At 28.8% G+C, this 14,459-nt stretch carries 13 protein-coding genes; all 13 read left to right on the top strand.

Features of this window, described 5'->3' with window-relative positions; translation table 11 throughout:
• Positions 1-51 precede the first annotated feature (51 nt).
• Positions 52-1,665: a polysaccharide biosynthesis protein gene (locus tag IC174_RS17910; RefSeq protein WP_227436298.1), complete on the top strand. Its 1,614-nt coding sequence runs from the start codon at positions 52-54 to the stop codon at positions 1,663-1,665.
• Between the two features lie 106 nt (positions 1,666-1,771).
• Entirely contained in the window at positions 1,772-3,220 is a 1,449-nt protein-coding gene (mazG, locus tag IC174_RS17905) for a nucleoside triphosphate pyrophosphohydrolase (RefSeq protein ID WP_227436296.1), read from the top strand.
• An 88-nt stretch (positions 3,221-3,308) separates the two neighbouring features.
• The gene (locus IC174_RS17900; RefSeq protein ID WP_227436295.1) at positions 3,309-3,587 is read left to right on the top strand and encodes an HU family DNA-binding protein; all 279 of its coding nucleotides are present in this window, start codon (positions 3,309-3,311) and stop codon (positions 3,585-3,587) included.
• Between the two features lie 71 nt (positions 3,588-3,658).
• On the top strand, positions 3,659-3,901 hold the full coding sequence (locus IC174_RS17895) for an RNA-binding S4 domain-containing protein (protein WP_227436285.1): 243 nt from the start codon (positions 3,659-3,661) through the stop codon (positions 3,899-3,901).
• Between the two features lie 61 nt (positions 3,902-3,962).
• On the top strand, positions 3,963-4,217 hold the full coding sequence (locus IC174_RS17890) for a YabP/YqfC family sporulation protein (protein ID WP_003421411.1): 255 nt from the start codon (positions 3,963-3,965) through the stop codon (positions 4,215-4,217).
• Positions 4,218-4,748 (top strand): spore cortex biosynthesis protein YabQ, encoded by a 531-nt coding sequence (gene yabQ / locus IC174_RS17885; RefSeq protein ID WP_227436283.1) that lies wholly within the window; start codon positions 4,218-4,220, stop codon positions 4,746-4,748. It abuts the gene before it with no gap.
• A gap of 5 nt (positions 4,749-4,753) precedes the next feature.
• Positions 4,754-5,038 (top strand): FtsB family cell division protein, encoded by a 285-nt coding sequence (locus IC174_RS17880; protein ID WP_227436281.1) that lies wholly within the window; start codon positions 4,754-4,756, stop codon positions 5,036-5,038.
• 114 nt (positions 5,039-5,152) lie between these two features.
• Positions 5,153-6,073 carry a Ppx/GppA phosphatase family protein gene (locus IC174_RS17875; protein ID WP_227483595.1) on the top strand — a complete coding sequence of 307 codons (921 nt, stop codon included), beginning with the start codon at positions 5,153-5,155 and terminating at the stop codon, positions 6,071-6,073.
• 89 nt (positions 6,074-6,162) lie between these two features.
• Entirely contained in the window at positions 6,163-8,535 is a 2,373-nt protein-coding gene (gene spoIIE, locus IC174_RS17870) for a stage II sporulation protein E (RefSeq protein WP_227483594.1), read from the top strand.
• Between the two features lie 350 nt (positions 8,536-8,885).
• A complete protein-coding gene (gene pepF, locus IC174_RS17865; RefSeq protein WP_227436275.1) occupies positions 8,886-10,775 on the top strand; it encodes an oligoendopeptidase F in 1,890 nt (629 codons plus the stop codon).
• 117 nt (positions 10,776-10,892) lie between these two features.
• Positions 10,893-11,858, top strand: coding sequence for a UTP--glucose-1-phosphate uridylyltransferase GalU (galU, locus tag IC174_RS17860; protein WP_227436274.1), 966 nt, complete (start codon positions 10,893-10,895; stop codon positions 11,856-11,858).
• 509 nt (positions 11,859-12,367) lie between these two features.
• Entirely contained in the window at positions 12,368-13,987 is a 1,620-nt protein-coding gene (rho, locus tag IC174_RS17855) for a transcription termination factor Rho (protein ID WP_227436272.1), read from the top strand.
• Positions 13,988-14,138: 151 nt separating this feature from the next.
• On the top strand, positions 14,139-14,339 hold the full coding sequence (gene rpmE, locus IC174_RS17850) for a 50S ribosomal protein L31 (RefSeq protein WP_003421397.1): 201 nt from the start codon (positions 14,139-14,141) through the stop codon (positions 14,337-14,339).
• Positions 14,340-14,459 lie beyond the last annotated feature (120 nt).

The raw sequence follows: 14,459 nt of genomic DNA, 5'->3' as shown, positions 1-14,459 counted from the left end.
AAAAATATGGTATATTAAAGTTTGTTATATAAACAGTATGGAGGTTATGTTATGAACAATAACAAAAACAAAGACTCCTTTTTAAAAGGAGCCCTTATACTTGGGCTAGCAGGTGTAATTGTAAAAATAATGGGTGGATTTTTTAGAATTCCCCTTGGAAACATGATTGGTTCAGAAGGAATGGGATACTATCAGGCTGCTTATCCTGTGTACACTCTATTTTTAACATTAGCTACTGCTGGATTCCCAACAGCTGTGGCAAAGTTGGTTTCGGAAAAAGTTGCCATTGGAAATTATAAAGGTGCAAATAAGATATTTAAAGTATCACATACAGTTTTATTTATAACTGGTATAATATCATTTTGTATATTGTTTTTTGGAGCTGACTACATAGTAACAAACATAATGAAAAATCCTGGTGCATTGTACTCTATGAAAGCTATTGCTCCAGCTTTATTATTTGTTCCAGCAATGTCAGCATATAGAGGATATTTCCAAGGTAGACAAGACATGACTAAGATTGCTGTGTCTCAAGTTGCAGAGCAATTTTTTAGAGTTGTATTAGGTCTTACTTTGGCTTACCTACTTATGAAAAGCTTTGGGCAAACTTTAGGAGCAGCGGGTGCTATATCAGGAGCTACAATAGGTTCAGTAGCATCTATGGTTTATCTGATGTTTGCTTATATGTTAGGAAGAAGAGAACGTAGAGCTGAGATAGATGCGAGTCAAAGGTTTAAGGATGAACAAGTTTCTTATATCTTTAAAAAGCTTTTAACAGTTGCTATTCCGATAACAATAGGTGCATCAGTAATGCCACTTGTAAATATGATAGATAATGTTATTGTAATAAGAAGACTTATGGAAGCAGGCTTTACATATAAAGTAGCAAATTCAATGTTTGGTCAATTGACAGGTATGGCAATGGCAACAATAAATTTACCAGCCGTTATAACAACTGCAATGAGTATGAGCTTAGTTCCAGCTATTTCTAAAGCATATGCATTAGGTAATAAATCAAAGGCTAGAAAAGATACTAAAAGTGCTGTTAAGGTGACTTTACTTATAGTATTACCTTGTGCGTTTGGTATGGCATCATTAGCGATACCAATAATGGGTCTTTTATTTCCACATGAGCCATCATCTGTAGGAACTATCTTGTTTACTCTTACTCCATGTGTACTGTTCTTAGGATTAATACAAACATTGACTGGTATAATTCAAGGAATGGGAAAACCAATAGTTCCCGTAATTGCTTTATGTGTGGGTATGTTATGTAAGATTGTTATAAGTTATACATTGACAGGTATTCCAGATATTAATGTATTAGGTTCAGCTTTTGGAACAGTTACAGCATACTTTGTGGCAGCTATGATTAACTTATTATATGTTAAGAAATATATGAATGTAAAATTTCCTAAGAAGGAATTTATAATAAAACCATTTATAACAGTTATGACAATGTTTATAATGGTTAAGTTGAGTTATGGTGCTTTAGTTGGATTATTGGGCAATAGTATATCTACAATAATCGCAATAGGTGTTGGTGGTATTGTATATGTAGTAGTTATACTTGGAATAGGCGGAATTAAAAAAGAAGAGATACTAACTATGCCAAAAGGTGATAAATTATATAAATTGTTAAAAAAAGTTAAACTTATAAGATAATATAGGAATATATATGCAAATAAAGGAAATACTATACAAATAGTAAAGCTCCTTATTTGTATAACAATACAAAAATAAAGTGAAATTTGCTAATGGGAGTGATGTTATGGGTAAGATAAGTATTGTAGGGCTTGGACCAGGAGACTATTCTCTTATAAGTCAAGGTGTACTGGAATCTTTAAAAAATAGCCCTAGAGTCTTTTTTAGAACAGAGAAACATCCGATAATTGATAAGCTTAAAGAAACTATACAATACACTTCTTTAGATTACTTTTATGAAAATGAGGAAAACTTTGAGAGTGTTTACTTAAAAATATCTGAATTTATTATAGAAGAATCTACAAAAGGTGACTTAGTATATGCGGTTCCTGGTCATCCAAGGGTCGCAGAAAAGACTGTAAGTATAATAGAGAGACTTGCCAATGAAAAGCACATAAAAGTGGAGATAGTACCTTCTATGAGCTTTGTAGACGCTATGTTTAACTATTTAGCTATAGACCCATCTGATGGATTTAAATTGATAGATGCTTTTGAGATAGAAAACTCATATATAGATTTAGATACAAGTATGATAATAACTCAAGTGTATGATAAATTTATAGCATCAAATGTAAAGTTAAAACTTATGGAATATTATGATTATAATCAAGAAATATGTATAGTAAATGGAGCAGGTGTCAAAGATTTAGAAAGTAAAAAGTTTATAAAATTATGTGAATTAGACAGAAATGAAAACTTTTTTGACTATTTAACTAGCTTATATATACCCAAAAGTTCTAAAAAGATGTATAATACAGTACATGACTTAGAAATAATAGTTAATACATTAAGAAGCCCATCTGGATGTGAATGGGATAAAAAACAAACACATCAATCATTAAAAAATTCTGTTATAGAGGAAGCATATGAACTTTGTAATGCAATTGATAATAATGATATAGATGAAATGGTAGAAGAGCTAGGAGATGTTCTTTTACAAGTTATATTCCATTGTCAGATAGGTAATGAGGAGGGCTACTTCGATTTAAAAGAAGTGGTAAATGGTATATGCAAAAAATTAATTCATAGACATCCTCATATATTTAATGGTGTAAAATTAGATATGTCTAAGTTTGAAAAAACTTGGGAAGAGTTAAAGAAAGAAGAAAAAGGCGAAAGCACTGTAACAGATGGCCTTAGAAGAATACCAAAACATTTACCAGCTCTTATGAAGGCTAGTAAAGTTCAACATAAAGCAGCTCTTGTTGGCTTTGATTGGGACAATGTAGAAGATGTATTTAAAAAAATTGAAGAAGAATATCAGGAATTACTTGACGAACACAGGGTCGGGAATATAAAATACATAAAGGAAGAACTAGGCGATTTATTATTTTCGATAGTAAATCTAGCTAGATTTTTAGACATAGACTCAGGAGAAGCCTTGAACTGTACTACAGATAAATTCATAAATAGATTTGAGTTTGTAGAAAAAAGTGCAATGAATTTAAATAGGAAATTAGAAGACATGACACTTGAAGAGATGGATGAATTTTGGAATCAGGCTAAAAAACAATAAAATTGTGGAAGGAAATTTGTCAAAAATCTAGAACTTTTATCAGAAAGATAGGAGTCTATATTATAAACATTTTTAGGAGGTAAATATCGTGAATAAAGCTGAATTAGTATCAAAGATGGCAGAAAAAAGTGGATTAACAAAGAAGGAAGCAGAGGCTGCGTTAAACGCATTTATGAGTTCTGTTCAAGATGCACTAGTAAATAATGAAAAAGTTCAATTAGTTGGATTTGGAACATTTGAGACAAGAGAAAGAGCTGCTAGACAAGGAAGAAATCCAAGAGATCCAGAGCAAATTATAGATATACCAGCTTCTAAAGCACCAGTTTTCAAAGCTGGAAAAGGATTAAAGGATACAATAAATGGATAATTAGAAATCTTGTGAAAAAGTGTGGATAAATTTACCACACTTTTTCTATAGAGCTAAGGAAGGTGATAATTATGAGATTAGATAAGTTTTTAAAAGTATCTAGGATTATAAAGAGAAGAACTGTTGCTAAAGATGCATGTGATAAAGGAATTGTCACTATAAATGGAAAAGTCGCTAAATCTTCTTCAGAAGTGAATATTGGAGATACATTAGAAATACAATTTGGAGAGAAGAAGATGAAGTTTAAGATAAATGAAGTAAGAGAGCATGTATTAAAAAATGATGCGAAAGAAATGTACGAAATTTTAGAATAAAATTAATAGTCCTCTAGTATATTAATAGTAGTATTAGTGAAATATTTACTGGGGGGATATTATGGAACAGAACATAACTTTGAAAGATAGATCAAAGCTGGTTATTTCAGGAGTTGAGCACATATATTCTTTTAATGATAAAAGAGTAGAGCTTAAAACTTCTGTTGGTGAGATGGTAATTGAAGGCGAAAACCTAGATATGAGCAAGCTAAGTATAGACGAAAATATAATTAGCATAGATGGAACTATAAATTCTATGGTATATGCAAAGCCTAAAAAGCCACAAGAAAGTTTTTTGAAAAAGGTATTTAGATAGATGATACCTTTTACTCAAGATGTAAGTATTTTCTACGCTACTATTTATGGTGGAATACTCATAGGAGTGTTGTTTGATTTTTATAGAAGCCTGAGAGGGAGTTTTAAATTCATCAATTATTTTGCAATAATTTTTGATGTATTATTTTGGTTTCTAGCAACCATTATAATATTTATAACAATAAACCTTACAGAGTTTTTTAATTTAAGATATTACCATTTTGTGGCTTTGTTTATTGGTTTTATTTTATACTATAACACCATAAGTAAAATTGTTTTATCAATTATCAATAAAATAATTCGTTTTGTGAGGAATTCTTTTAAAAAAGTTACATACTACATAGTCAGTTTTTTAAACAATTTGTATTACGTTATAATCTATTCACTACACCTACTATTTGATATTATATTTTATATACCAAACATATTTATAGCAACAAAAAAAAGTATAAAGAGAAAATCAAATAAAAAATCAAAAAACAAGAAAAAATCAAAATCTAAGAAAAAAACTAAAACTAAAAAAAGGGTGTAGGAAAAATGAACTTAAGAAAAAAATTTTCAGGACAAATTATTGTTATCAGTTTATTTTTAGGAATATCAATTTTTAGTATAATGACAGGATTTGTATTTGAGTACGAAAAAGCTAAAGAATATAAAACAGAAATAGCAAGTCTAAATAAACAATTAAAAAAGACTGAAATACAAATAAACAGCTTAAAGAAAGATGAAAAATCATATGAAGGAGACTTAGAAGAAATAGCTAGAAAAAGGTTAAACATGGTAAAGCCTAATGAAACCGTTTATGTAGATATAAATCGTTGATTAAAAGTTGCCAAGAAGTCTACAAGAGTATTGATTTTAAAATTTAAGATTGAATAAAAAAGTCATTCAGTTTAAGGATGACTTTTTTATTTTGATTTAAGGAGGAATTTTATAATGAAAATAGGAGCTATTGATATTGGAACAAACTCAATGAGATTGTTGATAGTAGATTATGTGGATGGAAAACTTATAAATAGAAAAAAATTTGTTAACACAACTAGAATTGGGCAAGGTGTAGATAGCGAGGGATATATAAAGGAAGATGCGATTCAAAGAAATATAGAAGCATTAAAAGAATTCTCTGACAAGTGTAATGATGAAAAATGTGAAAATATTTATTGTATGGGGACATCTGCTCTTAGAGATAGTAAAAATGGAGATTATTTTGTTAAACTAGCAAAAGAAGAGGCTGGTATTGATGTTGACATAGTTACAGGTATAGAAGAATCAAATTTGGGCTTTAAAGGTGTTTTAGAAGGCATACAAGAAGATAATGATATTATTGTTATAGATATTGGAGGAGGTTCAACAGAATTTATTATAGGTGATTCAGATGGAATTAAATTTAATAAAAGTGAAAATGTAGGAGCTCTTAGAATGACAGAAAAATTTTTAAAACACGATATCATTGAAAATGAAGAGTTTGAAGCTATGAGTTCATTTATATATAACGAAATCAGTGAGACTTTAAATTACATAAAAGAAAAGGGATTAAAAACTCTTATAGGTATAGGAGGTACAATCACATCATTGTCAGCAATTAATCAAGAATTAGAAATTTACTCTATGGAAAAAATACATAATAGTAAGATATGCAAAAAAGAAATAGAAGAAATTCTACAAAAATTAATAAAGATGACATTAAGTGATAAAAAGAACTTAAAAGGGCTACAAGAAAAACGTGCGGATATTATAACTGCTGGTGTAAAAATATTGAATATAATAATGGAAAAATTAGAAATAGAAGAAATAACCGTAAGTGAATACGATAATTTGGAAGGCTTAATATGTCAAAAGTCAAAAAAAATGTATTAATATTTTTTGATATTTGGAACCGATTATGACAAAAAAAATTACTCCTCTTTGTTACAATTCTTAATATAAACAAAAGAGGAGGTTTTTTTATGCAAAGAAGTGTAGCAGTTGTAAAGAACAAAACTGTAAAACCAAATGTCATAAAATTAATAAGCGGATATATTGATTTTACTACAGTGTCATTCGCTGTAATGGGATTTTTACTTAGTAGGTCTATCATAGTAGACTCTGTAGCTCCTTTAGGGATTGCCTTTTTTATATGTGCATCAAAGATTGATAAGTACAAGATACCTGTATTTATATCAGCATTAATAGGGATATTGTTATCATTCAATGATTTTGGAAATGTAGCAAAATATGCTGTGTGCCTTACAATATTTATGGCATTAAATAAGAAACTAAAACTATTAGATTCAATTGCCAAAGTGGCGTTTATAGGTGCAATGGTATTACTTCCAATTTCCATGGGACAAGCGTTCCTTTCTGATAGGTGTGTGTATAATCTGCTTGTTGCAGGTGTAGAAGCAATAATAATGTTTATATCTATATATGTATTTTCTTATGGTATAGGTTTAATGGCCAATGTAAACAATAGGATGTCTGTACGGACAGAAGAAGCCATATCAATAAGTTTACTGCTAACCTTTAGTATAATGGGGATAGGAGATATATCTTTATTTGGAATATCGATAAGGACCATTTTGTCAACGGTATTGATATTACTGACCTCAATAGTAGGTGGAGCTACCATGGGAGCATCTAGTGGTGTAATTATTGGAGTGGCATCTATTTTAAATAATATGACATCAGCTATTTATATGGGTATATATTCTTTTTCAGGATTAATAAGTGGTGCATTTAATAAAATAAATAAATATTTCTGTATATTAGGATATATTCTAAGTTGGACAATAATATACCTATATACTTCTGGTATTACTTCAAATATGATGCAACTAAGAGATATATTGTTAGGATGCTTGATAGTGATTGTGTTGCCTGAAAGGTTATTCAATAAGATTGAAAAATTAATAAAAAGTAATGTAGCTTCAAATGAAATTGTATACGATTATATTATGAGAAGCAAAAACTTAACGAATAGCCGATTAAACAGTATCTATAAAACTTATGATGACCTTGCAGATACATTTGACAAGATAAGAGAAAAGGATAAGGTTCTAGACCAAAGAGACATAGCTAATGTAATAGATATGATTCATAATGATGAATGTAAAAGTTGTAGTATGAGAAGAATGTGTTGGGAATCAAGATTTAATCATACATACACTATGATATATAATATTCTTGAAAAAATTGAAGAGAAAGGAGAATTAAGTGTAAACGATATACCTAAAAACTTTAGAAAGGAATGTATGAAGCCAGAGTCAATAGTGAAAATATCAAATCACTATTATAAAATGTTTGTATTAGATTATGATTGGAGTGTGAAGTTTTCAGAAAGTAGAAAATTAATAGCAAATCAGATAAGGAGTATTTCAAAATCAATTAAATCGCTGTCTCAGGATTTAGAGGGCGATATAATGTTAGATATAGAGAAAGAAAAAAATATATATGAACAATTAGAGAGATATGATATAACTGTTGATAAAGTAAGTTACTTAACAAAGAGTAACAGCGAGTTTGAAATATCAATAGAAAAGAAAACTTGCAATGATGGTTGCATGTGTGAAAATAAAATTGTAGATATAATTTCAGACCTAGTAGGAGAGAATATGTCTGTTAGAAAAATAGGATGTCACTGTTTAGGAGGTAAATGTAAAGCAACATTTGTTAAGTCTCAAAAATATAAGGCTGTTACAGAAGTTTCAGCAATGTCAAGGGATGGACATATCCTTTGTGGAGATAACTACACATATATGGAGATAAATGATGGCAAATATATGATGGCTATAAGCGATGGTATGGGAAAAGGTAAAAAAGCTTATGAAGAGTCTTCTGCTACTATTGATATACTAGAAAAAATGATAGATGCAAAGATTAAAGATGAAATAGTTATAGATACTATAAATAATATGTTGTTATTAAAGTCTTCAGAAGAAATGTTTTCAACTCTCGACTTAGGTATTTTAGATTTAAAACGAGGGTGTTTAGAAACTATAAAGATGGGAGCATGTTCTACCTATATAAAAAGAGAGGATGGAGAAGTTGATTTAATATCATCATCATCTTTACCTGTGGGTATATTGTCAGATGTAAAGATTGATAGAAAAAATGTAAAAGTTAAGGAAGGGGACTATGTTATAATGGTTTCTGATGGAATTGTAGATGCAGGAAGAAATAACAATTTAGGTGATAATTGGTTAATATATTTCTTAAAAAACATAGAAACTACTAATCCAAAAGAAATTTCAAATTTAATATTAGATAGAGCATTGGAGTTACAAGCGTTACAAATCGAAGATGACATGACTGTTCTAGTTACAAAAATATGTACAAAATAAACTTTATAAATTTCTGTGTATAATATGTGGATAACTTGTGTATAATGTGTTAATAGACTTTTGAAAAAAGTAAAGTTATTAACAAAAAAAACGTATAAATCAACAAAATTTGTTGATAAGTATGGCATAAATGTTAATAAAATGTAAAAAAAGAAAAAACAAAAGCTATTATCAAAAGAGATTCATGTTGAAATAACTAAATTTCTAAGCAAGTAAAGCCTGTGAATATGTTGATTATTATGTGGATAACTATTAATTCGATATTTATTTATATAGTATGAATAATTGAATAATATATCTAAAAAAAGCCATCCTATTATTAAGTAAACTTATTGAAAGGATGGCTTTTTATGAATAGGAAATTGTGCAAAGCAATAATACCTTTATTTATCTCTATTTTTTGCATGTTAATAATAAGTATAAAAGCTGACCAAGGATATCAAAAAAATAATGATAGAGCAATTACTGTCATGAATAATGATACTGAAGATGATGCTGAAAAAAAACAAGAAATAGATTATGAAAAAACATGTTGGAATTTACAGTCTCTATTTAAAAGTGATGACCAATGGAAAAAAGAACTTAAGAGTTTTAATAAAGATACAAAAGAACTTAAAAATTACATAGGTAAAGTTACAAAGTCACCAACGCATTTGTCTTTTGCGTTAGATATCAAAGAGAAACTTGATATAAGATTAAATAAACTTTCTGCTTATGTAAAATTAAAACAAGATACTAATAAAAATTCATATAAATATTTAGATATGAGTGATAGTATGGGTAAATCTTATGGAGACTATATGGGGATTTGCTCAGATTTAGAGTTAGAGATATTAAAATTATCAAATAGAGATTATAAGAAGATTATTTCAAATAAAAATATAAATAGAAAATATGGTGTGTATTTAAGAGATATAAGAAGAAATAAAGTACATTATTTGGACGATAAATCAGAAGATATTCTAAGTAAAGTGTCTTCAATAAGTAGTCTTCCAAGTCAAGTGTATGAGTTATTTAGAAATATGGATAGAAAAACTAATTTGACACCAGCTCAATATGCAAGTGAACTGGAATCGCCAGATAGAGAAAATAGAAAAAAAGCTTATCAAGATGAACTCATTACTTATAATGATAATATAAATACAATTGCGGGCTTGATTACTGGCCAAGTTAAAAAGAATATATTTTATTCTCAAGAAAGAGGTTATGAGTCGTCTTTAGAAATGTATTTAGAATCTGACAATGTAGATGAAAAAGTATACAATAATTTAATAAGAACTGTAAACAGTAATATGGATAGTTTACACAAATATATAGATTTAAGAAAAAAAGTCTTAAAGTTGGATAAGGTTCATTCATATGATATGTCTGTACCTATAGTTAAGGCTGTTGATAGTAATATTAACTATGAAAAAGCTCAGAGTATAGTATATTCAGCATTATCACCTTTGGGAAAAGAATACAATGATGTAGTATACAAAGCGTTTAATGAAAAATGGATAGATGTTTATTCACATGAAAATAAAGTGAGTGGTGGATATTGCCTATCTGTCTATGAAAATCATCCATATATACTTTTAAATTATAATAATTCACTAGGCTCAGTTTCAACTTTATCACATGAGTTAGGTCATGCTGTATATGAATATCTAAGTTCTAAGAACCAAAATTATTTTAATTCAAGTCCATCTATATTTACTCATGAAGTTGCGTCTACTACTAATGAGGCATTACTTTATGAGATGCTTATAAGAGAATCTAAAAGTAATGGTGAGAAAGCTTATTATATAACACAATATCTAGATTTAATAAAGGATACTCTTTATACACAAACTATGTATGCTGAATTTGAAAAAACTATACATGAATTAGTAGAAAAAGGAAAAAGTGTAAATGCATTAGTGTTAAATGATGTTTGGGGACAACTTCTCAAGAAGTATTATGGGCAAAACTATGAATTAGACCAATTATCTAAGGTCGGATGGGCAAGAATCCCACATTTTTATAATAGTTTTTATGTCTATAAATATGCTACAGGCTGTAGTGCAGGAGTCAGTTTCGCCCAAGATATACTAAAAAATGGCTCAGATAATTATATAAATTTTCTTAAAAAAGGAAGCTCAGATTATCCAATAGACTTATTAAAAGGAAGTGGGATAAATTTAACTAATACAAAACCTATAGAAAATACAATCAAAAAATTTGACAGCTTAGTAGCAGAACTTGAAAAGCTATTATAAAAGATTTATTATAATCCACATGGAAAATATATCGAATTAATGTTAAAATATACTAAAAGTTTAAAGTCCTATTTATAAATAGGACTTTTTATCTATTAATTAGTGGGAGATGATTCTATGCAAGTTAAAGTTAAGAAAGCTGTAATACCAGCAGCAGGTTTAGGCACTAGATTTTTGCCAGCGACAAAGGCACAGCCAAAAGAAATGTTACCAATAGTTGATAAGCCAACACTACAATACATAATAGAAGAGGCTGTAGCTTCAGGGATAGAGGAAATATTAATAATAACAGGTAGAAATAAAAAATCTATTGAAGACCATTTTGATAAATCTGTAGAATTAGAACTTGACTTAGAAAAAAAAGGTAAAAAAGAGTTATTAGAAATAGTACAAAACATATCTAATATGATTAATATACATTATATAAGACAGAAAGAACCAAAAGGACTGGGAGATGCGATTTATTGTGCTAGACATTTTATAGGTGATGAGCCTTTTGCTGTAATGTTAGGAGATGACATTGTAGACAATGATGTACCTTGTTTAAAACAATTAACAGACGCATATGAAGAGTATAGAACTACAATATTAGGTGTGCAAAAAGTGAATCCAGAAGATACTAATAAATATGGTATAATAGAAGCTAAAAATATAGAGGGTAGGGTTTATAAAGTAAAAGATATGGTGGAAAAACCAGAATCAGGGAAGGCACCTTCAAATATAGCTATTTTAGGTAGGTATATAATAACTCCTGAGATATTTGACATCCTCAAGGATTTACCACCAGGCAAAGGTGGAGAAGTACAACTTACAGATGCTTTAAAAGTATTATCTAAAAAGGAAGCCATGTATGCATATAACTTTGAGGGTAAGAGATATGATGTAGGTGATAAATTAGGATTTTTAGAAGCGACTGTCGATTTTGCTCTAAAGAAAGAAGACCTTAAGGAAGATTTTATTAAATATTTAAGACATGTCTGTAATGAATTTGATAAAGATGACAATGTGTTATACAATAGTACAAATGAAGGAATAGATTCAGATAAGATTTGCGAGATTAAAGAACTCGAAGTTCAAAAATAATTAGGAAAGGTGATGTAGTGTGGCAAAATCAGGTCAAAAAAAGATTAATAGAATAATAGCTGTTGGGATTGTAGGTGTTCTTGTATTAACAAGTATAACAGCTGTTTTAAGCATGATTGCAACTATGTTGTAGAAATAAATAACTACTGTAGTATACATAAATATAAAAACCATATATAACTTGATGTAGTTAAAAATTTACAGAATTCTAGTTATGTATGGTTTTTAGAATTTATAAAGATAAAAAATAATTTTTATAATAGTTGCATATTTTAAGGGAAAATATTATTATAAGATATAAATATAGTGATAAATTTATAAAAACGTGCTAAGATTGGACTTGAGATATAATAAATAAATGGATAATATGGATAATAATGTTTTAAATTTTATTTATTGACCATAATGTATAAATAGTGATATTATTAGACTTAACTGTTTGAATAAAACTTTTCTTTTTCATGCCTTCAATTTCCAAAAAAAAAGTATGTATATAAATGAATATATAGATGAGGAGGATTTTTTTGATTTTAGATGATAAAGTATTAGAAGGATTGGGTAGTAAAACATTAGTTGAACTACGAGAAATAGCAAAAGAATTAAAAATAAAATCAATTACTACATATAAGAAAAATGAGCTAATTGAGATTATAAATTCTAAGAGCAAGAACGAAGTAAAAACAAGTGATATTAAAGTGAGTGAAGAAATTAAAGATAAAAATGAAAATATAAAAGAAGACATAAAAAATAGAAAAGAAAATATAGAGAGCGAAAGCATAGAAAAAGAAGTTGAATATAAGAGCCCTGCCAAATCATATAACAAAAAAGATATGGATAATCAAAATATTTCCCAAAGCCAAGATAACAGAAACCAAAAAAATGATTATAATAAGACATCAAATACAAATGATTACAATAAGGCGTCAAATACATGTAATAGAATGGTCAGAAATAATAATAAAAACTATTATATGCCTAAACAAGTTGATGAATCTAAGATAGTAGATGAATTTAACACATCAAAGGAAGATGAAGTGGTCGGTGTACTTGAGATTTTACCAGATGGATTTGGTTTTTTAAGAGGCTCAAATTATTTATCTACTGAAGGCGATGTATATGTTTCGCCATCTCAAATAAGAAGATTTAATATGAAAACAGGAGATAAGATTAAGGGTATAACTAGACATCCAAAAAGTGGAGAAAAGTTTAGAGCACTTTTATATGTTCAAAAGATAAATGATGAAAATCCTGATACAGCTATACAAAGAAATGCATTTGAGACATTGACACCAATATTTCCAGAAGAACGACTTACACTGGAAACAAATAGAAATGAGATAGCCACAAGAATTATAGATTTAATTTCTCCTATAGGTAAAGGACAAAGAGGATTGATAGTCGCACCTCCAAAAGCTGGGAAAACAGTTCTTTTAAAAAGTGTCGCAAACAGTATAGCTAAAAACCATCCAAATGTTGAACTTATAGTACTTCTTATAGATGAAAGACCAGAGGAAGTTACTGATATGAAGGAATCTATTGAAGGAGATGTTATATATTCTACTTTTGACCAAGTATCAAGTCATCATGTTAAGGTTGCAGAAATGGTATTAAATAGAGCTCAAAGACTAGTTGAACACGGTAAAGATGTAGTAATATTACTAGACAGTATAACTAGACTTGCAAGAGCATATAACCTTACAATATCTCCTACAGGTAGAACTTTATCTGGAGGTATTGACCCTGGGGCACTTCATGGACCTAAAAAATTCTTTGGAGCTGCTAGAAATATAAGACAAGGTGGTTCCCTGACAATACTAGGAACAGCATTAGTTGAAACTGGCTCTAGAATGGATGATGTAATTTTCGAGGAATTTAAAGGTACAGGAAATATGGAATTACATTTAGATAGAAAATTAGCTGAAAAAAGGATATTCCCTGCAATTGATATTTATAAGTCTGGGACAAGAAGAGATGACCTATTGCTTGATGATGAAGAAAAAACAGCTCTTTGGAGATTAAGAAGAGAAATGAGTAATAATTCAGTGATGGAAATCACAGATAAAGTCATTGAACTTATAAAAAGAACCAAAGACAATAAAGAATTTGTAAAATCGATAAAGAGTTTGTAAAATCAAGGAATAATTGTAAAAATAGATTATATAAAGTAATAGAAAAATCACTTGAATGGCATAATAAGTTGTGCTATAATAATGTAGTTGATAATGTAAAAAGAAAGTTAATATAATTAATTTTTTTAAATAAAGAGAAGAGGTGACTATAATGCAAAAGGAAATACAACCAAAATATAATCCAGTTGAAGTGCGTTGTGCTTGTGGGAACACATTTGTTGCTGGTTCAACTAAGGACGAAATAAAAGTTGAAATATGTTCAGAGTGCCATCCATTCTATACAGGAAAACAAAAGAACATAGAAAAAGGTGGAAGAATCGACAAATTCAAAAAAAGATTCAAAATGGACTAATTTTTATAAAAGTGGAGTTGGAGGAAGCCAACTCCTATTTTATTACAAAAAAAGGTTCATATTCTACTTTAAATTGTCTTTTTGTATTATAATAATAAATATGTTAAATTAAGTATTTAA

This window comes from Clostridioides sp. ES-S-0001-03, assembly GCF_020676075.1.
GTDB lineage: Bacteria > Bacillota > Clostridia > Peptostreptococcales > Peptostreptococcaceae > Clostridioides.
This window is presented reverse-complemented; position numbering and strand designations above follow the sequence as displayed.

Excerpts from the sequence above, each read along its gene's own strand:
- IC174_RS17910 (WP_227436298.1), top strand. The coding sequence starts at position 52 with ATGAACAATAACAAAAACAAAGACTCCTTTTTAAAAGGAGCCCTTATA.
- mazG (WP_227436296.1), top strand. The coding sequence starts at position 1,772 with ATGGGTAAGATAAGTATTGTAGGGCTTGGACCAGGAGACTATTCTCTT.
- IC174_RS17895 (WP_227436285.1), top strand. The coding sequence starts at position 3,659 with ATGAGATTAGATAAGTTTTTAAAAGTATCTAGGATTATAAAGAGAAGA.
- IC174_RS17890 (WP_003421411.1), top strand. The coding sequence starts at position 3,963 with ATGGAACAGAACATAACTTTGAAAGATAGATCAAAGCTGGTTATTTCA.
- yabQ (WP_227436283.1), top strand. The coding sequence starts at position 4,218 with ATGATACCTTTTACTCAAGATGTAAGTATTTTCTACGCTACTATTTAT.
- IC174_RS17880 (WP_227436281.1), top strand. The coding sequence starts at position 4,754 with ATGAACTTAAGAAAAAAATTTTCAGGACAAATTATTGTTATCAGTTTA.
- IC174_RS17875 (WP_227483595.1), top strand. The coding sequence starts at position 5,153 with ATGAAAATAGGAGCTATTGATATTGGAACAAACTCAATGAGATTGTTG.
- spoIIE (WP_227483594.1), top strand. The coding sequence starts at position 6,163 with ATGCAAAGAAGTGTAGCAGTTGTAAAGAACAAAACTGTAAAACCAAAT.
- pepF (WP_227436275.1), top strand. The coding sequence starts at position 8,886 with ATGAATAGGAAATTGTGCAAAGCAATAATACCTTTATTTATCTCTATT.
- galU (WP_227436274.1), top strand. The coding sequence starts at position 10,893 with ATGCAAGTTAAAGTTAAGAAAGCTGTAATACCAGCAGCAGGTTTAGGC.
- rho (WP_227436272.1), top strand. The coding sequence starts at position 12,368 with ATGAGGAGGATTTTTTTGATTTTAGATGATAAAGTATTAGAAGGATTG.
- rpmE (WP_003421397.1), top strand. The coding sequence starts at position 14,139 with ATGCAAAAGGAAATACAACCAAAATATAATCCAGTTGAAGTGCGTTGT.